This window comes from Bacillus sp. sid0103 (assembly GCF_019219025.1).
Map to the genome: position 1 here is coordinate 31,233 of NZ_JAHUWN010000029.1, position 24,271 is coordinate 55,503.

The window sequence follows — 24,271 nt, forward strand, 5'->3', positions numbered from 1 at the left end:
AAGATGCATTCCACAACCTTAATATTTCCTCCATCTAACAACATCCTTCGCCAACAACTGATGTCTGGCCCATGCATGCGCATGAGTAATCATTTTCTCAATCATCCCTGTAGACCGGGCCAGCACCCTCAAAATCACTCCTCCCTCCGGCAAAGAGGACAATCCGAAACGAACTTCTTCCTGAATATCCTCCATGAACTCATATAAACCATCCAAAAAACCTTTATCTGCTTGATTATGAAGGATGAGGAAGGTACCAACATGGGTATACCCCTCCATTTGCATAATCCCGTTCAACTGATCATCCGGCTCAAGCAGCAAATGATCAAATAAAACGAGCTTGTCATTTTTATAGACTTTTAATTTCGAACGGATCCAGTTATAGCGAAACAAGCTCCCATCCTCTGCCCATCCGGGTGTAATCATATCGCTATAAAAAAAACAAGCTTCCTCCTCCATCCGAACATTGGTTTCTTGAATAAAACGCGCACCCTCATAAGCGATTAATGAATCCGGCAAATATTCAAGCACACTTCCCTTGCCCACTTTCAAATTTGTTTGCTGAACAACAGGGTTTTTCGGCGTTTTATATACTTTTGTAGCGGATTGCGTAGTAACTGCCAATTCGGCTCCCGCCTCAACTGAAAGGTCAGTCAAATAGGTATCGCCGTCGACATATCCGCCCCCAACATGAATCAGATAAACGGATGGCACATCCTCCTCCAGGTAAACCGGGCGGGTTAATTTCAATGCCCCTTCATAATAACAGCTGGATACAATACTTTTGGACTGCCTTCTGACCGCAGAAAGCTCCAATACACCGGTATAGCTCATGACTCTAATCCCATTAATAGAGCTTGTTTTTTAATCCAATCGATCACTTGATTAAGGCCTGTTCCATCTTTTAAATTTGTAAAAATATAAGGCTTGTCCCCTCTCGCGGCGATTGTGTCCCGCTCCATGATTTCCAGACTTGCCCCAACGTAAGGCGCCAAATCAATTTTGTTGATGATGAATAAGTCTGACTTAATCATCCCTTGTCCACCTTTGCGAGGAATTTTTTCCCCTTGGGCCACATCAATAATATATATGGAAAAATCAACAAGCTCCGGACTGAACGTTGCAGCTAAATTATCGCCGCCGCTTTCGACGAAGATCAATTCAACATCAGGGTGCCTTTCTTTTAATTCATCGATGGCCGCAAAATTCATCGACGCATCCTCACGAATCGCCGTATGCGGACAACCGCCAGTTTCCACCCCGATTACCCGATCCTGCGGCAGCACTCCGTTTTTCATGAGAAATAACGCATCTTCTTTTGTATAGATGTCATTCGTTACAACGGCCATGCTCAGTTCTTCGTGCATCGCCCGCGTTAATTTTTCCACAAGCATCGTTTTTCCTGCGCCAACAGGTCCTCCAATACCAATACGTACTGGTTCCATTTTCAACATCCCTCTTTTTCTAAAAAATTTAAGACATAAACAAGCGCACATGTAATCGTTCATGACGCATTTGGGCAATTTCCAATCCAGGGCTGACCGCCCCAAGATCATCCTTGGACAACAACAAAATCTTCCGAACGGCTTTCTTTAAAAGCGGCTGGATGTTGACCAACAGCTTTTGACCATCGGTCTGGCCGAGGGGAATGCCGCGGACAGCGTTTTGAATAAGTGAGGAAACAGCTCCAAATAAATACGCGCCAATGGCTGTTTCTTTCCCCACTTGTAAGTGGCAGGAAACGATCGAAAAAACCAAGGCAGAATGTCCATAGGCCTGCTTTTCTTTGATTTTATCGACATAATCGTCGAGAATCGGTGATGGATAAAGGCCCGCACATAGCTTTGCCATTCGTTCCCCAATTCGTCGATTGCCGATCCTCGTTTCTGCAGCAAGGCTCGCAGCAAATAATAATTGATCCAGCTCGAAAAGATCCGCCATCCTGTTTTGCTCGACCGCTTCAAAAGCAAGCCGGCACGCCAGTCCCTCGACAAAAACAAGCTGTTTTTCGATATATACGATGATCGCTTCAGAAAAGTTTTTCGTATCCGTAATGGCTTGTTCTTGAATGTAGGTTTCCAATCCGAACGAATGCGAAAAGGCTCCGGATGGAAAGTTGGAATCACACAACTGAAGCAATGGAAACAATTCGTTAATCATGTCGGTGTCCAATATGGCGAAACGCCTGCTTTACCTTTCGATTTTCCCGCTTAAAAGGAATTTCTAATTGCTGGAGAAGCTCTTCGACCAAATAATCGTACTGAACAAGCATTTCATTTCCTTCAAATTGGGCCGGGAGATGACGGTTCCCCAGTTGGTGGGCAATTTCCCCCATCTGCTGGATCGACGTTGGCTGGATCACCAACAAGTCATCATCTTTAACGGAGATTACGATCATATTTCGTTCATCTATATATAAAACATCACCATCGATTAAGTCACTATTGTCTTTTAAGCGAATCCCAATCTCCTTGCCATGGTCGGTGACAACACGCTGAATCCGTTTAACCAAGTCATCGCTGTTCATATACACCCTTTCTGTATGCGGTGCTTTTTTTTCTATTGTCGCAACATTTCCAATTACTTTTTCAATAATCATTTTTTTCTCTCCTTAAAAAAAGAAATAGAGTAGGGCGTTACAGGAATGAATTTCGCCAAACTTGGTAAATATTTCGCGAAAAAAGAATTTATTACGCCAAACACAAAAAATAGAACGTTTCAACCAAGCAAGATCGTTGTACCATCCCGGGTTTCTGCAACTCAAACACCTAAAACAAGAAATAGCGCTGTGCCATTGGAACTACTTCCACCGGCTCACAGGTTATTAATTCACCATTTACTTTCACTTCGTATGTTTGCGGATCCACTTCGATTTCAGGTGTTTCCCCATTAAAAACCATCGATTTTTTCGTTAACTGGCGGATCCCTGACACAGGTTTGACGATTTTCTTTAGCCCAAGTGTTTCATGAACCCCATTTTTAAAAGCAGCTTGGGAGACAAATGTCATCGACGTTTGATATTTGGCACTTCCGAATGATGCAAACATTGGACGATAGATAACCGGCTGCGGCGTTGGAATACTGGCATTTGGATCTCCCATCAGACTGTGTGCAATCATGCCGCCTTTTAAAATCAACTCTGGTTTCACACCGAAAAACGCCGGATCCCAGACAATCAAATCCGCGAGCTTTCCTGTTTCAATCGAACCGACATAATCGGCAATCCCATGTGTTAAAGCAGGGTTGATCGTATATTTGGCAATATACCGCTTGACTCGGAAGTTATCACCAACGCCTTGATCCTCCGCCAGTTTTCCGCGCTGTTTTTTCATCTTATCCGCCGTTTGCCACGTACGGGTAATCACTTCTCCCACCCGTCCCATCGCCTGCGAATCAGAGGAAATCATACTGAATACACCGATATCGTGCAGGATATCTTCTGCGGCAATCGTTTCTTTGCGAATCCGCGAATCAGCAAAAGCAATGTCCTCCGGAACCTCCGGATCAAGATGATGGCAAACCATCAACATATCTAAATGCTCTTCCAGGGTATTGACCGTGTAAGGCCTTGTTGGGTTGGTCGATGACGGCAAAATATTTGGGAAGCTGGCAGCCTTAATAATATCCGGTGCATGTCCTCCCCCGGCGCCTTCCGTATGATACGTATGGATCACGCGTCCATCAATGGCAGCCAATGTATCCTCAACAAATCCACCCTCGTTAAGGGTATCGGTATGAATGGCGACCTGCACATCATATTGGTCAGCCGCTTTTAGACTCGTATCAATGGCTGCAGCCGTTGTTCCCCAGTCTTCATGAAGCTTTAAGCCGATTGCTCCCGCTTCAATTTGTTCCTTTAACGGAGCTTCATCCGAAGCATTTCCTTTTCCCAAAAAACCGAGATTCATTGGGAATTCTTCTGCTGCCTGGAGCATCCGGTGGATATTCCACGGGCCTGGGGTACAGGTGGTTGCGTTCGTGCCTGTAGCCGGCCCTGTCCCCCCGCCAATCATCGTGGTCACGCCAGAGGAAAGCGCCGTTTCAATTTGCTGCGGACAAATAAAGTGGATATGGGCATCAATGCCTCCGGCGGTTACGATTTTTCCTTCTGCGGCAATCACTTCGGTTGACGCACCAATGACGATATCCACCTTGTCCATCAGCAGCGGATTCCCAGCCTTGCCAATCTCCACAATCTTCCCATCTTTCACACCAATGTCTGCTTTATAAATCCCGGTATAATCAACAATCATCGCATTGGTTAACACAAGGTCCACACTTTCCGCCCTTGTCACAAGCGGGTGCTGCCCCATTCCATCACGAATCACCTTGCCTCCCCCAAACTTCACTTCATCCCCGTAGGTGGTGTAATCTTTTTCTATTTCTATAAACAGATCAGTATCTGCTAAACGGACAGCATCTCCAACCGTTGGACCGAACATATCGGCATATTGTTTTCGCGGCATGTGAAAGCTCACTTACTTCTCCTCCTTTATGACAGAACCGTTTGTTAATTGATTTAAACCGTACACCTTCTGTTCCCCCGAAAAAGGAACGAGCTCTACTTCCTTTTCATCGCCAGGCTCAAACCTTACGGCCGTTCCCGCAGGAATATTCAAATGCCTGCCAAATGCCCGACCTCGGTCAAATTGCAATGCTGTATTGACTTCAAAAAAATGAAAATGCGAACCGATTTGGATTGGGCGGTCGCCCCGGTTTAACACAGGAATGACTAGCGGCTGCTTATTTTCATTACACAAAATTGGCTCCTTTTTTAATCGATACTCCCCAGGTATCATTGCTTTCCCTCCTAAATGGTTTTGGTTTGGGTATGTAAAATCGGGTTATCGAATCGGGGTATGTACAGTGACCAGTTTTGTACCATCCGGGAATGTCGCCTCGACCTGAATGTCCGGAATCATTTCAGGTACACCTTCCATCACATCTTCTCTTGTCAGAATGGTGGTGCCGTATTGCATAAGCTGTGCCACTGTTTGTCCATCCCGCGCCCCTTCGAGAACTTCATAGGTAATGATGGCGATGGATTCAGGATAGTTAAGTTTTAAGCCTCTTTTTTGCCGGCGGCGCGCCAGGTCAGCAGCCACCACAACCATAAGCTTTTCCATTTCACGTGAGGTCAGTTTCATCTTTTTCATCCTTCCTTTTTTCCTGTAACCGGAGGTTTCCAATCATAACGTAGACCGATTCTACATTTGCTCCTCGTGATTCAACATGAATACCAAAGCAGCCGTGACCTGCTGCTTTGGTAACCAATCTTCTATTCCCCTTTATCGCTTGTATTCCTTATACAGCTCAATAAATGGTCGAATGGTGATAAAAAGCGCGGCTAACACCAGCCAGCCAAATGCTAGATAAACCCAGCCCGTGAAAAAGGAAAGACTATAGATATACCCTGTCGAAAACATAATTCCTGGCCAAATGACGACAAGCACTAAACTTAACCCCAATGCCCAACGAGTGTACATCTTCGTCTGTTTTTTTAACTCCAGATCGTTCATCCCAAATTCTCCTTTCTATCCATGCTATGACTTTCATCAAAACTCTTAAACTTGTCTTTTAAAGACTCAAAATGAAATTCCTCAGAAGAGATGAGTGCATGCCCAATGGAAATCACTCCACTAATGATAAATACTGCCAGATTACCAAACAGCATCGGGTAGAGCCCGCCCAGCGATTCAACGTTCACATGCCCTGCAGTTACATAAGCAGAAATAAGCCAAACTGTCACGCCGCCAATCATCCCCAACAATGCACCGTAAAAGGCTCCAGCATTTGTGGCCCGTTTCCAAACGAGTCCAAGTGTGACCGGTATAACGGCTGCACTAACAAAAATCCCCATCGCCATATAAACAAAGCCTAGACTGATTCCTAAATAGAATAGTAGGATCGAGAAGATTCCCATCGATAATCCGAACCCTAATGTAACCAAACGAGAAACACGCAATAGTTTCTTACTGCCGGCATGTGGGTTGATCGAATGACGATAAATATCCGTAACGATAATATTCGTAACAGCTGTCAGTTCCGCGGACCCCGCAGACGTAACTGCCATAAACAGCATGGTCAGAAACAGAACAGATCCAACCGACCCAAGGATGTGTGAGGCCATAATCGGTGCAACAGAATCAGGAGAAGATACTGAAATTCCAAGTCCGGCCGCACTAACACCCAAAATCGTAGCTACCGCAAATGGAATAGAAAACCAAGAGATCCCTCCATATATGTATGCTTTCGAAGCGGCTTTATCCGTACTGGCAATAGCACGCTGCCAATAGGCTTGATCGACAAAAACGGTTCCGAAATTCCCAACAATATTAATAATCCCAAACAAAAGCCCTGGAATAGATGCCATCGTCAGCATTTGCTTGGATTCCGGCAAGGCACGCAGCCCCTCATAAATATTGGATATGCCAAATTTATAATAGACCGCAACCCCAAAGATCAATAGAACAACAAATAAGATCACCGTGTGCAAATAGTCGGCAATAAATGAAGCTTTTAATCCGCCAATCATCGTATAAATCGTGAATGTAACAGGTATTAAAAAGGCTGCTACATATAAATTCATTCCTGTTAACTGATTTAACGTGATTGCGCCGCCGAGAATGATCATCGAGGTGACGATAATATTCGTCATCAGCGCAAATACGAGCATTAAGCGGTGATTTTTTTTATCAAAACGCTGTGAAATAAACTCTAAAAACGTATGAGCGTTTGGTGCTTTTCTTTTTAAATGAACAGCAAGGATCGCAAATAATAAGATTTGGATGGTAGCACCAGCCGCATACCAAAATGGCCCACTGATTCCATATTGATAACCGGTCGAGGATGACATCATGATCGTGGCAGCCCATGTCCAAGCCGCTACGATCGAAGCGCTGGCCAAACCAACCCCTACACTTCTTCCGGCAGTGTTAAATTGTTCCGCCGTCATTTCTTTTCCTTTGCGTTTGGAATCCATGCGGTGAATAACCGCCGTAACCCCGGTAAACAAAACTCCGAAAATAAGTAAAATAAGATACCCTACACTAGGTGTTAACATGCTACCCCTCCACTTTTTAATATTACAATTTTGTTACAAACGTTTCTAAGATGTTTCATTAACGCAGTGTTATTGTCAGAAAATTCTAGAACAGTTTTAAATATAGACACAATTTCTCTTTCTATCTACAATTACGTTAGATTTTCTGACACGATTTTGCATAATTTCTTCCAAATCAATTGCATTTTTTCCTGAACTTTCTTTATAATCAAAAAAATAAGTGATCATATTGTTCACTTTATGTACAAGGGTGTTCTATTTGTAAAATGAACTATGTAACATGAAAGGGAGTGGTTGGATGGATAAAAGCATTAGGGTGGGGATTCTATTTTCTTTATCCGGAACAATGGAAATCTCTGAAAGAGGCCAATATCAGGCCGCCCTCCTGGCCATTGAAGAAGTGAATCGAAACGTCTGGTTAAACGGGTGGAAAATCAGACCCTTTGTTGCGGATACAGCTCCTAATCCTTATATCGCAGCAAGAGAAGCGGAGCGATTGATCGTCGAACATAAAGTAACCGCGATCATCTCTTTATACACTTCCGCTTCTCGGAAGGAAGTCATTCCGATTATAGAAAAATATCATTCTGTTCTTTTTTATCCAAATGGATATGAAGGCGAAGAACAACATCCCAATATCATCTATTGCGGGCCGTTGCCAACTATATCTGATTCACTTTATCCCATGGATTGCGGACCACATCGGTAAGAACTTTTACCTAATTGGATCTGATTATATTTATCCGCACGAAACCAACGCCCATATCCGCTCACTGTTACAAGTTTATCAAGGAAAGGTTTTAGTCGAGGACTACACCCCGCTGGGCAAGCAGAAATTTGAAGAAAATGTAAAAAAAATTCAGGAGCTGGTTCCGGACATTGTTTTTTCAACACTCGTTGGCAGCAGTGCTGTGGCTTTTTATAAGCAATATTATGAAGCCGGGATTAAAAAACCGATTGCGAGTTTAATTACTGCAGAAACGGAAGTAGCTGCGCTTGATCCTAAGTGCACCGTTGGCCACTTCTTAAAAAAGTTCACAAAGTTTGCGAAGTGCTAGCGTAGCACCCTTGACTGCCCTTATGAGCATACGATTACAATAAGGAGAACAAAGAAGGAGATTAATAGAGTCCGAGCGTATATTGCGATCCAACGGGCTCCCGTTGGCTGGGTTTGGGCAAGGAGCCCAAGGTATTAAAGGTTTTCGGCTCGTTTGTACGGGCGGCCTTCCGTAAATGGAACAGGAACCTACGGAATGTATGCGCTAGCCGTACAGACCGTGGCTATCGGGCCATTTAGTGCCAAAGCGACACGTACAGAATGACAGAATGTGTACTTTGCATTCTGATCAGTCTGTAGTGCTGCCGCCCGAAACAGGTTCTGTAAATTTTTGAACGAATTCTTTAAAGTCATGATTTCTAAAGAAAAAACACAGCCTTAAGGCTGTACGGATAACAAAAAAGAGAGTAAGGATTATAAGAATATGTAAAATTCTATTTATACACATGCCACCTATAGTAAGATCGAAATGTTTTTTTCATCCTCGAGTAATCTTTCTAAAGGTTGCGTCAGCAACCGTCAAGCAGGCTCGATGCCTGCGTCATATAATCAAGAAAAAACGGATGTTTTTTATCCATCCGTTAAGTTTCATCAGCTGGCCATCCAGCACGTATTCTTATAATCTAGCTCACATTGATTCTTCCTTTTAAAGCAAGGGGACAAAGCCCCTTTGCTTACAATTTATAAGACTATGTTTAATCCCATTTTCCACGGTTTTTATAAGATAGAATCGTATTCATATATTTTCCTTTCGAACAAAGGGGGAAAATCCCCTTTTGCTATTTTGGTATTTTTATAGATAGCCTTTCTCTTTTAAACTGACATGCCTCCCGGTGTGGGTGACAATCACATGGTCAAGCACTTCGATGCCTAAAATTCTCCCTGCTTCTGCAAGCCGCTTGGTGATGTCGATATCTTCCCGGCTTGGTGTGGGGTCTCCGCTCGGGTGCTGGTGGCTGACAATAATGGAGGCTGCATTATTGAGAATAGCGCACTTCATTACCTCTCTTGGATGAACGATACTAGCATTCAAGCTTCCTACATGAGCTCTATGTAATCCAACCACCTGATTCTTCGTATTGAGCATCATCACAAGAAGTACTTCACGGTCTTCATCCGCAATGTAAGAGGCCGCTAATTTCTGGGCATCCTCTGGTGAACGAACAGCATACTGTACAAACGGTTCAGAATATTCCTTAATTTCTTGTTTGATTCGAACGACTTCGAAGATTGACATGAATTCCATTTTTCAAAACTCCCTTTCATTTTTGGTTTTTTCTTTCATTTTTTCTTTTTGGATTCCGAAGCGAATCCGTTCCCCAAAAGGGGGATGATTTTTCCCCTTTTGCAAGTAGAACGAAAAACACGCATAGGCAATGGGTCAAGGGCGCTCTTCGCACAAAAAGTTTTTTGCTGTTGCGTTAGTCCCCTTTAAGCAAAAAAGTTTTTTGCCCCTTGACCGATTGACTAGCTTTTTTAGCTTCTAGCCGGAAAGGTTCGGGTGTCCTGCCGGCTGGAAGGTTAGAAAGCTTGCGCTGTTTTACGATTCGGAAGGCAAAAAGGAAAAATAAAACAATAAAAGCAGCCGTTTCGGCTGCTCTCCTCTTGTCTTTTATTCTTTTGATTGAACTTTTAATCTTTTGCTTTTTCGATTTTTCGGCTCGTTCGGTATGGCGGCGTCAGCCGTAAATGGAACAGGAACCTACGGAATGTAGGCGTGAGCCATACAGGCCGTGGTTATCGGTCCATTTAGTGCCGAAGCGACACGTACGGGTTGACAGAAAGGGTGATTTTTTCCTTTCTGATCAGTCCGTAGTGCTGCCAGCCTAAATATGTTAGCTCTTGATATACATATTTAAAGTTCTTATTACTGAAGAAAATACGCAGCCTATAGGCTGCCAGATTGATAAGCATTGAACTGGCTTTAAAACATCTAAAAATTCACCAGGCACATACTGATTACAGCCACAAGAATGTACCACTTCTGCCATGTTTTGTACCATCAGTTGCCATGGAATTTACCACTTGCTGTCAACGAATTTACCAATAGAAAAACTTTAGAGATATTGAATTGAAAAAGCCTAATCCTCCTATTTTTACCGAGGAATTAGGCTTTTGTTAAGCTTTCCGTAATAGCGCCAGAAAGTGGACTACCAGCTTTTAATGCACAGTATCGTTGTACTGCGCAACAATTGGCTTTGATGTTTTACGTTTTTCTTCTTCAGCATACGCGCCCGATTGTCGAATATTGACCTCATTCAAATATTAGTACTTTACTACCTATCCTTAAGTGGTATTGCTAACAAGTCAATTTATATTAATTAAATATAATTATTTATTCCTGTAAAAATGCTCGTTTGCCACTTTATGACACTTTTAGCAATTCAAAGCAGAAGCAAATTAGTCCTCCCTAGTCAACCTCTTCAACAACTGTATATCTTTATTGTTGTTTTTTGGTTTTATGTTACTCAACACCTTTTGTTCTACCTCAGGTGTCCAATAGATTTTAAGCTTATTTCTCGCTCGTGTTATAGCCGTGTAGAAGATATTATGTGTTATAAGTTCGTCGATCTCGTCAGTTATGACGACTTTAACAGAGTTGTACTCCAAGCCTTGTGCCTTGTGGATGGATACCGCATATGCAACTTGAAATGGAACGACCGCTTTTGAAGAGCTGTCATCATCTTCATCTGAGTTTTTAAGTTTGTTGACACAAAAACGTATAACGGAATTTGCACTTTCTGAGTTGTCCAATAGCTCAAAATCCTGGCCGAAGGCATCTACGCCATTAATTACCGTGTCCAGTTTGATGTCAAACTGTATGCGTTCGGTGAGTTCTCCGCTATCAAGAATTTCTATCCCTACTATCCATCCCTTCATATTATTGTAAATCAGAGGCGCAAAGCGCCCGGAATCATTGAATAAAATTGGGTCGTTGACCTTATACTGCTGAATTCCCCACGACACGGAAACGCTCAAATTGCTCTCTTGTAAGAAACGGTTAATGTTGTTTATTCCGTACAGGCCGTCATAATTAAGGCATAGAATAATTTCATCTGATTCAGCAGGATCGAAAATTGAAACGTCCAACGAAGTGGAATAGCCTCTTCGTGTAATAAGTTCGAGAATGGTATCATCCATCTTACGCACTCTATCCCATAATGTTAGTAATCCTTCGTTATTGCTCCTATAAGGCTTTGTTAATTCAAACACGGAGGTTTCAGGAACAAACACACGAGCCACGCTGAACCAGTTGCCAAATCGGATAGAGGCTATCTGATATGAATCACCAACCATAACCAAAAGCTTGTATGTAGCTTTGATAAGAATATCTCTCATATCACGATTGTTCACCGTACTACACTCATCTATTATTAGCAAGTCATAGTCAGTACCATTACTCTGCCTTTTTAGAAATTTTGTAATCGTTGAAAACGTGCAGTTTGAAGCTGTCACTCGTCGTTTCAAATTATCGACAGCGGGGTTCGTCTGAGCTAAAAACAGTTTTTTCTTATCGGCAAAGAAATGTGCTATGTGGTTTATGAGGGTAGACTTTCCCGTGCCGGCCGAGCCGTACATTAAAGCCACCCGTGAGTTTTCAAACATTTGGGTTAATGCCTCTTTTTTCTCGTCGCAGTCAACACCGTGGTTAGGTTCGCTCAACCACGCATTTACCGAGTTTGAATAGTTCTGAACTCCGCTTTTTGCCTGATCCTCAAGCTTGGCAATAATGAAACGAGTATCGTTTTTATAACCATTAATAAAGATGTGACCATTTTCAATCACTAACTTGCTGTTTTCAAGATGTCCGTGCCATATAGTAGAGTTATAGATTCTTACGAGTGCCGCTATATCATCGAACCCAACAATATCCTTTACTGGAGTAAAAAGTTGTCCTTTAATTTCGGTGTTGTTCCTAACCAGACGTGCAAGTATTTCGTGTTGCCTTTCTGCAGCATCAATGCAAGCGAACAAATCTCCAAGTCTGGGGTTATGTCCTATCGGCGAGGTATTAAAGGGCATACTGTCGAACGGGATACAACCGTTTTTCACAAAAAGCCCGGACAAATTATGGTTTGCAAGGCTTTGCTGCTGGTTTTTAATTACTTTGTTATTCATATGGTAGAGTAAATACCGCAGGAGATTGCTGCCCGCAGCATTTACTTTCATTATCTCGCGGCAACGCTCTAAATCATTGAAGAACACAACCGCCTTGGCTCGTTGTATCGCTTGCTGCTTAATCTTTTGAAATTCCGTATCAGAGAAATCAACGAGTTCCGTCAGATTAAATCCGGTTGAAGTTAAAAATAGTGAGATGCCCTGTTGTTCAGCGTATCCAGTCCTAACAGCCGTTCCTCTAATCAGACTCGTAAAATTCTTAAACTCACAATCTCGAATTGCGACTTCCCAACCTACGATAACGATGATAGGCATAGTCTTACCGAGGATTTCAATGCTGTCGTGAGCCAGGGCAAACTTGACAGCATAGTTGTCGGTTATTTCCAAACTTGTAAAGGCGATAACCCGGTTAAACTTGCTCGCATAATCGTTGGCGGGGGTAAAAGTTACCTCATAGTAAATCCGTTGACCGATAAAGAAGGGCTTGATCTTTTGAATATAGTATTTCTCGGATTTTCCAACTCCCTGCATATTATAGCCTTTTATCTTATCGGCAATCTTCTCATAATACCCCTGCATGTTTGAATCCATGTTCAGCGGAAACTTGTCAAGATTGCCAAGAACGTCAAGGGAAAAACTATCATGTAGGAGGTTTTTGATTCTCAAAAGGTACTCATAATATTTCAGCATTAACCGCTCTGAGTTTTCCTCGTCAAGCGTATAGTGTGATGCTACGATTTGCAAATAATCATGAAACCGCCTTAGCACTTTTAAATTACCCCGTGTTTTAACAAAGTCAATTGCTTTGCAGATATTATCATAGCTGTTTTCAATGTCTTTACCGTTGGCGTAGAACTTCAGCATTATATGCTCAACAAAGTTACGCAGTTGAGACAGGATGTCCTGCGAAACTACGCCTCTTGGCGAAGTGCCAAGGCTGTCTATGTGACGGCAAATAACCTTGTTTATATTAAAAATCTGTGCGTCTATTTGAAAAAGTGTTACATTTGACATTCTGCACCTCCAATAAAGCTACTACCATTACATCCTTACTATATATAAAGAATCCAGAGATAATTTTACAATTTAACTCATACTCTGATATTTCGCTTTTCTATAAACATATTTCGACAAAATTTGTTAAAATCCTCCAAAATAGAATTGAATATACGAATATTGTAATGTAATTAAAGAGTTTCTTGTGTTTTGACAGTATACTTGTCTTCTGCTGAATATTTTCAATCTTGAAGCACCATTTTCATATAAGGTAACTCCATCAGAAATCCATTTAAGTATTTATTGCGCAGTAATAGTCTACTATGTAATACAAGAGTTACCCTAAAATCATTCCCGTTTGCGCAAGGCTGGTCTTGTTTAATCAAATTTTTTAACATTCTTGATACCCCAAACTATAGATTTATTCCTCCTATTACCAGTAAGATTGCGGTGGTAAACGTCTTGTCATTCTTTGGTACACTACATGTCATTTAGTGGTAAATACAATGTCAGAAGTGGTAAATTTCAATGGCTGTAATCACATACCTCGAAAAGAACGAATGCTTGCCATGAGTGAATTAATTATTTATCCAATTCTAATAAAAAAACTGGAAAGTCTTTTAAGACTATCCAGCACATCCTATTTCTTTTGATACCGCGGAATTAAGTTAATAGAGAAGTATATTTTACTGTTCTTCACCCTGATGCTTATTAAAAGACTGTTTGATCAGGTACATAACATCATCTATCTACTTGACCTTTTTTGGCCTGTAATGAATCATTAGTAACAATTGACAATAATATGTTATCTTAATCGGTTTACAAACTCTATTCCCTATATTTCTAATACAAAAACAAATAAAGGAATAAAGTACCTTAATTTAAAACTGCTTTTTGTACTTTTCCTCCTAAATAAACATTCGGTAAATCATTTAACACTTCATAAGAAGAAACAAACTGTATTGGTCTGTTACCATTCAATTCTTTTATTAATTGTATGTTATTTTTAGCACCAATCATATCACCATTTTGTTTTTTTATGAAATACTGACCGTCTCTTTCTATTTCTTGATAGTATTCATTATGAATTTGCATCATACGTTTTACAGGAGCTAATATATCTTTTTGTTCTTTTATAGATAACTTTTTTAATTTACCTTCTACTACATACTCTAATAGTTCTAATGCAACGAAACGGTTTAAATGAGTATGATAATACTGGTTGGCATAATGCCTTAAACATTTATAACAAGATGTTTCACATTTGTTCTCACAATCCGCAAGAATATTTTGTGTTTCCTTTATAATTTCTGGCAAAATAAGGCCAGCCACATGTGAGTATCCAGCTCCACCCGAAAGAGTATCAAATAAATAAATATCCGCTCCACCAATGGATAATGGTAAAAGTCGATATCCAGCTGATAATTCATTATAATCAATATCGAGTACTCTACTCGCCGCTAATACAAGAGCTTCTCCAAGTGTCTTTAATCCGTCATGAACCCATTGTCGTTCCGGACTAAAGTCTATTCCCTCACTAAATTGTAATCTTAATAATAACAAATCTGATTGAAATACGTTCCCAAGAAAGACCTTCCTTGTTTCTCCTCTACACTGATGTTCTTTTTGACCATATTCTTTCTTAAGCCTGTAAGGTACATCATGAATTTTATTATATCCATTTTCACCTGATGGCCAAATGGCGCCACAGTCACCACATATTTCAAATCCTTCTTCACCATCTGTTCCTTTATTCATTACAATCAGCTTTTCATTTAACGTATTTGAATATGACAAACGGGTTGATTCTCCAAAAGATTTCCAATTAATACTATCTCCACTTACAGGTAAAGGCAATTGTGGCGGAATTGCATAAGTAAACTCTTGATCCTTGTCTCCCTCGTTTACTTCCCTTCCTCTTTCTGGTGAAAAACCAGTGGGTCTTAAAAATGGACTTTTTCTTAATTGATTTTGACAAACTGGACAATTTTCTAGTTCATTTTCATCTAAAGAAATATATAAACAAGATTCACAATAAGTAACAGTTTTTAATGATTCTATTGACAAATTATTAGCAGGCTTTAAAGGATTTTTCGGGTGAGGAACAAAAATTCCACCGATACGATATGTTTTCTTATCTACCACAACTTGTTTTCCGGGTGCATACTCACTTAGCGCTCGATTTATCTCCAATTGCGGACGCTGCTTAACAATTATTTTCCGCGAAGTACTATCCCATCCCTCAATATATAAACTACTCAAATCTTGAGGAAATGCATAAGTAGGTAACAAGCCATTATTAAATAGAAAATCTAAAAATTTATAATTGGGATTCATCGTTACTTCTTTTTCTTCTATAACTTCAATCTCAGACAACTCTTGCTTAATAGTTTGATATTTATCTTTTAATTCATTTAATAATTCAGAACTAGTCTGGTAGATCATTTGTAATTTTAATTGATTAACAGATGCATTATTATTTTCTTCAAATCCAACTACTTCATCAGGAATAATATTAAAAATGACAGGGTACTTTACTATTTCAGTTACTTTAAGCGTATTCAACCACTTTTGAAATCCTTCAATATTAAAAGGAAGAGGGCCTTCAAAGAAGGAATAGGTATCTCCCAGTGAACTATTTAAAACACTAGAAGCATTATCTACAGTTAATACATTTTCGTGAAAATACGTTTGAATAAAAAATGCATTTATATGACGTTTTACTATCTTTTGGTTATCAATATAAATAATTGGTTTCCTACTAGGACCACTTATAATCTGTTCTGGTTGCTTAAAGTAATAATAATCATGAGGTCCACCCTGGGAATAGGTAATGACAGTAGAAAGAGCTGATCCTCTACGTCCAGCTCGCCCAGCCCGCTGTTGATAATTTTCCCTTTGAGGAGGAACATTACGTAAACCTACTGCTGTTAAAGAACCAATATCCACCCCAACTTCCATTGTTGTTGTACAACTCAATATATCAACAACTCCATCAAGCTTATCTAAGACAATGTCTTGAAAACGAAGCTCATACTCTTCTGTAGTTGCGATAGCTACTTTCGGATCCTTTTGTGAAAGCTGAGCAGTATGTTCTTCAACCGTTAAATTTGTTATTTTACCATGATGATTCATTAAGTTTTTTACTGGTGATCGCCAAAAGCCTTTTTCTGATTCTAAAATCATACTTTTTTCGTCTAGTACTAGTATATCTTCTGAGAAACAGTTAACACATTTACCTTTCACAGTCACCATATTTATTTCTTTACATTTATTACACTTATACCATTCTCGGTAAATTCCGGGTATTAACTTAAGTTTTTTTGGAGATAGGTAATATTTTGTTTCGTACTCAGTACAAAGTTTAAAAAGTGCTGAAATTACTTGCTCTTTCTCGTCTTCATCTTCTACAAACAAATCAAGAATTTTTCTTAAATTTCTCGAGATATAACCTTTTTCTACACCCCAACTACCTTCGCTAAAACCTCTAATTTTAGAACGTTCATAAGGATCTATCGTTTGATCTATAGCAATTTTGCCAAGTAACTCTTGAATAAATAAAGATGTTAATATTTCTAAGTCCTTGGGATTTATTAGACCATTTAACGTTTTATTTAATTTTCTTTTTTCTTTCTCTACTGGCTCAATGAATCCTGTTGTAGTTTCGTAGATTGAGAATAATGGATGACATATTTGTCTTAATAATTCTTTTTTAAATCTTTCAAGTACCTCAATATCACCATCATCAATAAGGTCATCGTAATCTTCATCGAAGTTTTCTTTGAACACTTGAACATGGTTCATAAGCATTTTTCTTTCTAAACCATCAAAGAAATACATTTGGTGGTCTTTCATTACTTCCAAAATGGCAATGTACAATGAACTGCTTAATCTAGGTTCTTCATCTTTTTCAATTAAATTTTGAGCAGCAAGTAAAATTGCTTGCCTGAAGGAATCAAGCTCAACTTCATTAGGAATATCACGAGCTAGTCGAGCAGCCTTTTGACGTCCATCAGAAAATAACAATACTTTACGTCCTTCATTTGGTAATTCCTCATCGTTTTTGATCGGCGATTGTAATAAAAATTGCTCTCGAACTAAATTTGCAAATGGTTGTTCCCCTTTTGTTTTTAAATCCATAATCGTTCCTTGAACTTTTCTCATACAACAAGGGCATTTACTAAAAGTTATTATATCTGTGTTTTTGCCTTTTTTCTTTTTTTTGTCATCTATACAAGGAGCATATAATTTTCTATATCCACCTTCATCAACTGGAGGATCCCAAGATAAGTATCCCGTTTTGATATCCAACCAAACAGCTTTAGGTGGGGTATCATCTTCAAAGATTTTACTGTGAGGTTTCTCTACTAATAAGTGAATTTCTGTAAGTTCCTCTCCGATTATTCCAGATCCTTTTTCTGCCCACAAAAAGTCTCGATTTTTCTTAGAAATATACCCTTTAATAAATGAAGTACCACATTTACGATGTGTTACAAGTTCATAAACTCGTGCATCTTGCTTACAAGTACATTTTAATTTAGATGAATCATACATTTTCCCTAATATTGAGGGATTGTCACTAATTCTTTTTGCATTACACTCAGCATTTGTGCAAACATATACACCAGAAACACCTTTGAAAAATAAATGAATCCGTACAGGTAATAATACCCTTCCGTTTTCATTAGCAGCATTTGCTAACATTAACAAATTACTAGTAGCCTTTTCGGCTATATATCTCTCTGTACTTGGAAAAATATGTTGAGCGATTTCAGTAAAACGGGTAGCCTTTCCACTAATTGATACTATAATCTTCTCAAGTGGACCAAATCCATTTAATTGTTTGTATAAGAATTTAGGCAAATTTTCAATTTTGGATGGCATCTCTGGCCAGTTTAATTTTGCAAATACATCGTTTAAATGATTGATTAACTCTTTATAATGATGAATACGCTTTGTAAATAAAACACTATCAATTTTTGCAAATACATTTGCTTCTTCATTTGAGCCAACTCTGATTGGACTCCTTTTTTCTTTCGTTCCTTGAATAAGTTGAAATTCTCTTGTTTCAGGTTTCCCTGTTAATTGTTCTGCAAATTTAATTGCAGAAATATCATTTTCATCTCCTAAACTTGCACTAGTTAAAATACAACGAAAACGATCACGGCTTATACCTAATCTAGCTTGCAATCTTCTTATTAATAAAGCAACTTCGGCACCACTTGTACCTCTATACATGTGAGCTTCATCTATGACTAAAATAAACTTATTATTTTCATCTTGTGCTAGCCATTTACTTGTTTGGTCCCATATTGACCGTTCAATAGGGCGCATTAACATATATTCGAGCATCGAATAGTTTGTAACTAAAATATCTGGTGGTGTCTGTTGCATTTCATGTCTTGTAAAAAGTTCTCTATCCCCATCAGAAGTTAAAAATTTTGAATTCCATTCGCCACGTTTGCCAGAACGAAATTTGATTAAATCCTTTGCAATCCATTTACCACGATCTTTCATTTCTTTAGCTAACGTTGGATTATGTTGTTCAATATTAAGATAGTATTGTATAATCTCTTCAAGTTGATACTGATCTTTTGTCCTTGTCCTCTCACCTGGATATGGTGTGCGAGATGTATACATTCCAAATAATGGATTCCTTCCGCACTTTTGTTTGAAATAATTTGCTATTCTTTCATCTCCAAACAATCTCCGTAATCTTGTAATTTGGTCACTGACTAATGCGTTCATAGGATACAAAATTAACGCTCTTACTGCATTAGTTTTAAATTGTTCAAGATTTTTATAACCTTCATCAAGTAATGAGTTTAAAATTGGATGTAAAAAGGACTCTGTCTTACCTGAACCTGTACCAGTTGATATAACTAAATCCTTTTGATTATGTAAAAACGCTTCTAATGCATCTTGTTGGTGTACATAAGGTCTTGAAAAAACCCCAACACTTGGTTCCATTTCAGAGAAAGTCGTCATCGCTTCCTTACAATGATTAGGAATATTTATATTTATATATGTATTACCTGGTTCATAGACCGGTGTAGCCTCAATATATGGTTCTTTTGAAATAATTCCTTCCGATTCTAATAGACTCCTACGCTCTAATAATAAAGATTTTTCACTGATTGGATACTGTGCTTCAATATATTCTTGAAGTTTCTGATGTAATTGTTTTGAAACAGAATTTATCGTATAATCCGACAACATATTTCCTCCTCCCTCTTCCCCTTCACCCAAATGGTATAAATAAAAAATCTAACAGTTTTGAATTCTCATTCCTAACCTATTAACAATAAAAACAAAATCTTCATAATGAACTTTTGGTACTATCCAATCAAAAGGATCATATATATTCTCTGGAAAAGCAAACAACATCAGCATAATTCGTTCTACTTTAGATAGACGATGACGAAATTTCACCGTAAAAAAGTCCCTATCTAAAAAATGAATTTCTATTTTTCTATGAATTCCATTTAAATTTTCTAATGTATACTTTGCTAAATCTAGATATTGATTGGGAATAATAAAATATTTAGTTTTATGTCTTCTCTTTTTAGCCCAATAATACGAAGCTACTTCAGCTACTCCTTGGGCGATATTAAATTTAGCTATAAAGTCAATATTTTGATTACTTCTCACTATTTCGTAGCTATCCCATCCCCTTTTTTCTTTGGGTAGAAACACCTGTGTAGGATCGTCCTTAATTTCATAATAGTGGGAATTTTTTATGATTTCAAAGAATTCTTGCGAATCAATAGATGGGAGCCATTCGTTTATAGTTAACAGAGGAATACAGTTATTTTCTCCATAACCACTTGCGAACCCAATATAAGGTATTCTTTTTTCCCCATTGATTGTGTCACTTAATAAAATCACCTTTTTAGATACAGGTAATTCAACAGCACGTACAGGCAAGGGTAGATAGTATCCACCAGGTAATTTTGCAATTTCACCCATGTCACTAAGTAACTGAAGTAACTGGTGAGCAATTGTTTCGATTGCGTCGGTATCGAATAAAGCAAGTATGTCTCTAAACGGATCTAATGTCAGTAATCGATTTAATGTAGGAAGAATCTTTTGAAAATGAACTTTTTGTACCCTATCATCTTCAAGAGCTTGAAAACGAAGCTGAGATTTCACATGATTACTTATTTCATTAATTTTTTTTGCCTGTTGCAAAACAAAAATAGGATTCATCTTATCAACCTAACGTGTTATACATTTTGTAGTTCTTCTATAATTAATTCCTCAATAATTTCATTAAATTTATCAGAATCTATATAATCTTGAAGGAAAATTTGTACAAGCCATTTAGTAAGCTCCTCTTCTTCAAAGTCATTATTCTCAAATAAACAAAACCAATCTTTAAAATCATTTGAAATTCTCGAAGGCTTTAACTTAATAGTTTCCTCTAATACTTGTTTAAACTCTTTAAAGGATTTTGATTTCTTCTTAACCCATAAAGATTCATCAAATATTTCTAATAGAGTGAATCCAAACGTAATATTGCCCTGTAATCGAGCTTTTCGTAGTCTACCTTTTGATCCAAAATTATCAGTATTAATAACTGGGCTATACTTTAATTTAGAAAGAAAACTGTCACTAATTTCTTCAATATCTTTAGCACTTATTAATAATAGATCTGGATAGAGTTTATTTGTGGAAACCGTCCAATAATCCACAAACGAAGGGAGAAATAATTCAGCAGAAGAGTTTTCAATACTCGATACGTGTAAAGATTTAACTGATTCTAATCGTTTGTAATCTTGGAAACAAGATATAAGCGAATCGTTGGAATAACCATGAATTTCTGGGAAAATAGTTAAATGATCATTGCCGGATATTGACCATCCAATCGTTTGAGCGATATCAAAACCATTTTCTCCTTTGATAATAATTGGCTTTCTAAACAATATAGCTCCTATTACAGTAAACGCAATAAAACGGGCTTCTTTTTCAACCCCTATGTGCTCTAGGTTTCTAATTAGATGGTCCAATAGTGTATTTATTTCCATAATCAATGTTTCTTTTTCTTCTTTCTCTTGTACAAACCACTGGGAAGGTGGTTCATTTAATGAGTTAGTATTAACTTTAACGTTAGATAACACATTCGAATTGGGTAATAGGTTTACAAGGGTACGATAAACATTTTCTTGCATTTCTTTTAACTTTTGCTGTAATGCATCGTTTGCTTTTTTCAAATCAATGTCTGCTTTATCTTGTTTTTCTTTAATAATTTTCACATCAGTTTGAAGCTTTTCCTTCAGTGTTATAAGTTGCTTGGTTTCATTAATAATTTTTCGATGCTTATCTTCTAATTTCTTTTTTTCTTCTTCAAGTGCTTCTTCAACCTTTTTATTAATCCTTGATTCAACTACATCATATTGTATTAATTCTGAATCAAATATATCAATGCTTTCTTCCGAAATTGAATGGCTTTGTAGTAAGTTTATCGCTTTATAAATTCTCCCCTTTTTAACAATCGGAGGTAATTCATTGACTAAATCAGCTAAATTTTTAATTACTGCTCGAGAAATTTCTTGAAATTTTTTTTCTTCTTTTAAAATCTTTAAAGCTTCACGAACTATTCTTTCATCAGATGCACAGTCTAAATAATTATCAACAGGTGAGTTTGTTATTTCGGTTGAAATAAAATATCTATATACCCCAGAGTTAAAGTCCTGATATTTAATAAAATATTCTTTATTTCTACGGACTTCTATTATTCCGGTATCATCTACTTGCCCAACCCATTTATTATCTTTATTTAACTTTACTGAAAATGGACCTATTAAATAATCATCTTGAGTTGAAAGAAGAATTTTTGATGTAAAATTAAAAGATGGCATTATTCCTTTTTGAATTATATTAACTATCTCTTGTTGCTGTGTTAAAAAATTGTAATCCGATTCAACTACTTCAAAATAACCGATATGGGGCGCTTCATGTGAAACAATATATTTTGAAGATGATGGAATATCACTATTATAAGTTCCACTTTCTGTTAGTATAAAGAATCCCAATTTTCCGTTATACATCTCCTCCGAAGGAAACGGCACAAAAATTTTCCCATTATTAGGAAATTCCTCATAAGGATTCTTAATATCTATTAATTTATTATTTTGTACATTTGCTAAAACCCCTAAAAAAGTACGTTTACGTCCATCTATTCGATCAATGAAACCAAAAACTGTTTTCAAAAGTGGCATCCTCCTAAAATTAATATGTGTTTTTTAAAATTTCCTCAACCATCCTAGGAGCTCTATTACGATACAATTTAATAAAATAATTGATTTTTCTCTTTTCTATCCCGTCCGGTAATTTCTCTATTATATTTAGTAGCGCTTTATATTGTTTCGTTGTGATAAATATATTTGGTCCATATTCCAGTCTCAAATATGATTGCAATAATTGAAGTACATTTATTTTAAGTTGTTGATTTTCATTCCTTTCATGCACTCTTAAACTCCACACGCTTGGTGTATAAATAATGGTATTACTAGTTGAGATTACGTAATTTGTTTCTTTTAACGGAAATGGAAATAACCCTTTCTCCTTACACCATAACTCAAAAGGTATATCGTGAATAAGGTCTACAGTATTTTTTCTATTTACTTCCTTATCTTTAAATACAAATGCTTCTTGTCCATTTGTCAAAAACCTATTTTTATAATGAATCTCCTTATTGTTTGCTCTTGTATTATCAATATATAGATTGAGCATCTTTCCTTCGTGACCTTTTATATAAAAGGTATGAAAACCTTTTGATAGATTTGGAAATTCTTTTATATATGAAGTTATCTCATACTCTTGAGACGACATATCAGAGTCTAAATGAACAATAGTCGTGCTACTTTGTTTAAAATCACAAAAAGTAAGTGCGATGGTACATTCTGGTTTATAAACAGCATATGAATAGTCATCATGCCGCTCATAAAGTGAAGGTGATACTAAATCAAGGTAATAATAAGGGGGTTTTATTTGGTAATTTAGATTATTAAAAAACCATTTAACTAAATTATCATCTAATGTATTGGGTAAATTTATTTTGTAAGCATACCAACCGTTTTTGCATTTTAATGGTTGAACGGTTAAACTTTTATGGAAACTAGAGAATTTTTTCTTTGAGACGAAATAAAATGTTTCATGTAGGGATATTTCTTTCCTTTCCATCATGACATAATCTCCATTAATATAGGCGAATATATAATTATCTCGTTGAAATCCATTAATTATCTCTGGCCATTTTAAATTTAACTTACTAGCATAATCTCTATTGTCTAAAGATATATGATATAATTCTTTCGGATTAATCTTCATTTTATTAGTAATAGAATCGTGCCTTAAGTTTATAGAGGACAGTTTCTGCTGTATCTCTATGCACCTAACATTAAAGTATAATCCCTTATCTTCAAATAACCTTGTATAGTTTCTTGAAATCTTAGGGAATTTAAGATAAAATTCCCACTCACTTTCTGTTTCTTCAAATGTAATATAAGGTCTCCGTACCGAAGTCGCATAATCTAGTGGATCATAAAAATCCCCTAACCCTTGAGTATATAAATCACACCACTCTTTCTTTCCACCAACTTTGTGTCGGAAATGAGCTATTTGAATTCTTCCTTCTGCTTTTATCACATCTTCTCCACAACACGGACAAGTATACCCTCCAATATTCTTATAAGCTTTATTAGCTTGAATAAGGTTTCCAACCCTATCAAAAGCTTTTTCCATTTTTATCACCACATTTACTTTCATAGATTCATTTGTTATTATTTACAGAATAGTCAATAATTATATTTTACTATTATTTTAATTAAAATAACAGGTCTCTGACCATACATGGTTTCGAAACAATCTGCCTACTGTTTGGCCTACTGTTTCCCTTCGTTTACATCAGCACTTGTACACTTTGCCTCTACGACTGCCAAAGGCTTTTCATTGTCTCCAAACAATACATAATCCACATTACCATTCCTTGATTATTCGACCCTGTCATTCGGCTGCTCTCCTTTTGTCATTTA

At 37.7% G+C, this 24,271-nt stretch carries 18 protein-coding genes; 2 read left to right on the plus strand and 16 right to left on the minus strand.

Annotated features, from left to right (window positions below; translation table 11 throughout):
• Positions 1-18: 18 nt before the first annotated feature.
• From KW850_RS25640 to KW850_RS25685, 10 genes are all read right to left on the minus strand, one after another.
• Positions 19-834 carry an urease accessory protein UreD gene (locus KW850_RS25640; RefSeq protein WP_218350595.1) on the minus strand — a complete coding sequence of 272 codons (816 nt, stop codon included), beginning with the start codon at positions 832-834 and terminating at the stop codon, positions 19-21.
• Entirely contained in the window at positions 831-1,445 is a 615-nt protein-coding gene (ureG, locus tag KW850_RS25645) for an urease accessory protein UreG (RefSeq protein WP_218350596.1), read from the minus strand. The genes KW850_RS25640 and ureG overlap by 4 nt, the downstream gene beginning before the upstream one ends.
• Before the next feature lie 28 nt (positions 1,446-1,473).
• Entirely contained in the window at positions 1,474-2,160 is a 687-nt protein-coding gene (locus tag KW850_RS25650; protein ID WP_218350597.1) for an urease accessory protein UreF, read from the minus strand.
• Positions 2,153-2,599 (minus strand): urease accessory protein UreE, encoded by a 447-nt coding sequence (ureE, locus tag KW850_RS25655; RefSeq protein ID WP_218350598.1) that lies wholly within the window; start codon positions 2,597-2,599, stop codon positions 2,153-2,155. Before ureE ends, KW850_RS25650 begins: the two co-directional genes overlap by 8 nt.
• A gap of 169 nt (positions 2,600-2,768) precedes the next feature.
• Positions 2,769-4,478, minus strand: coding sequence for an urease subunit alpha (ureC, locus tag KW850_RS25660; protein WP_218350599.1), 1,710 nt, complete (start codon positions 4,476-4,478; stop codon positions 2,769-2,771).
• A complete protein-coding gene (locus KW850_RS25665) occupies positions 4,479-4,799 on the minus strand; it encodes an urease subunit beta (RefSeq protein WP_218350600.1) in 321 nt (106 codons plus the stop codon).
• A 45-nt stretch (positions 4,800-4,844) separates the two neighbouring features.
• Positions 4,845-5,147, minus strand: a complete 303-nt coding sequence (locus KW850_RS25670; RefSeq protein WP_218350624.1) for an urease subunit gamma — start codon at positions 5,145-5,147, stop codon at positions 4,845-4,847.
• A complete protein-coding gene (locus tag KW850_RS25675; protein WP_218350601.1) occupies positions 5,128-5,274 on the minus strand; it encodes a hypothetical protein in 147 nt (48 codons plus the stop codon). The genes KW850_RS25670 and KW850_RS25675 overlap by 20 nt, the downstream gene beginning before the upstream one ends.
• Positions 5,275-5,288: 14 nt before the next feature.
• Complete coding sequence (locus KW850_RS25680) at positions 5,289-5,519, minus strand: hypothetical protein (protein WP_218350602.1); 231 nt, start codon at positions 5,517-5,519, stop codon at positions 5,289-5,291.
• A complete protein-coding gene (locus tag KW850_RS25685) occupies positions 5,516-7,063 on the minus strand; it encodes a sodium:solute symporter family protein (RefSeq protein ID WP_218350603.1) in 1,548 nt (515 codons plus the stop codon). Before KW850_RS25685 ends, KW850_RS25680 begins: the two co-directional genes overlap by 4 nt.
• Before the next feature lie 298 nt (positions 7,064-7,361).
• Here KW850_RS25685 and KW850_RS25690 point away from each other — a divergent pair, with 298 nt between their 5' ends.
• Together KW850_RS25690 and KW850_RS25695 are read left to right on the plus strand one after the other, a co-directional pair.
• Positions 7,362-7,772: a transporter substrate-binding protein gene (locus KW850_RS25690; protein WP_218350604.1), complete on the plus strand. Its 411-nt coding sequence runs from the start codon at positions 7,362-7,364 to the stop codon at positions 7,770-7,772.
• A complete protein-coding gene (locus KW850_RS25695) occupies positions 7,675-8,121 on the plus strand; it encodes a transporter substrate-binding protein (RefSeq protein ID WP_218350605.1) in 447 nt (148 codons plus the stop codon). The genes KW850_RS25690 and KW850_RS25695 overlap by 98 nt, the downstream gene beginning before the upstream one ends.
• A gap of 792 nt (positions 8,122-8,913) precedes the next feature.
• Here KW850_RS25695 and KW850_RS25700 read toward each other — a convergent pair.
• The 6 genes from KW850_RS25700 to KW850_RS25725 all read right to left on the minus strand — a co-directional run bounded on the left by KW850_RS25700 (position 8,914) and on the right by KW850_RS25725 (position 23,981).
• On the minus strand, positions 8,914-9,366 hold the full coding sequence (locus KW850_RS25700; protein ID WP_218350606.1) for a JAB domain-containing protein: 453 nt from the start codon (positions 9,364-9,366) through the stop codon (positions 8,914-8,916).
• A gap of 1,154 nt (positions 9,367-10,520) precedes the next feature.
• Positions 10,521-13,253, minus strand: coding sequence for an ATP-dependent DNA helicase (locus KW850_RS25705; RefSeq protein ID WP_218350607.1), 2,733 nt, complete (start codon positions 13,251-13,253; stop codon positions 10,521-10,523).
• An 858-nt stretch (positions 13,254-14,111) separates the two neighbouring features.
• Positions 14,112-19,454, minus strand: a complete 5,343-nt coding sequence (locus tag KW850_RS25710; protein ID WP_256358454.1) for a DEAD/DEAH box helicase — start codon at positions 19,452-19,454, stop codon at positions 14,112-14,114.
• Between the two features lie 48 nt (positions 19,455-19,502).
• Positions 19,503-20,444, minus strand: a complete 942-nt coding sequence (locus KW850_RS25715) for a hypothetical protein (RefSeq protein ID WP_218350608.1) — start codon at positions 20,442-20,444, stop codon at positions 19,503-19,505.
• Positions 20,445-20,461: 17 nt separating this feature from the next.
• Positions 20,462-22,447, minus strand: a complete 1,986-nt coding sequence (locus tag KW850_RS25720) for a prefoldin domain-containing protein (RefSeq protein WP_218350609.1) — start codon at positions 22,445-22,447, stop codon at positions 20,462-20,464.
• A gap of 19 nt (positions 22,448-22,466) precedes the next feature.
• On the minus strand, positions 22,467-23,981 hold the full coding sequence (locus KW850_RS25725; RefSeq protein WP_218350610.1) for a competence protein CoiA family protein: 1,515 nt from the start codon (positions 23,979-23,981) through the stop codon (positions 22,467-22,469).
• Between the last annotated feature and the right edge of the window lie 290 nt (positions 23,982-24,271).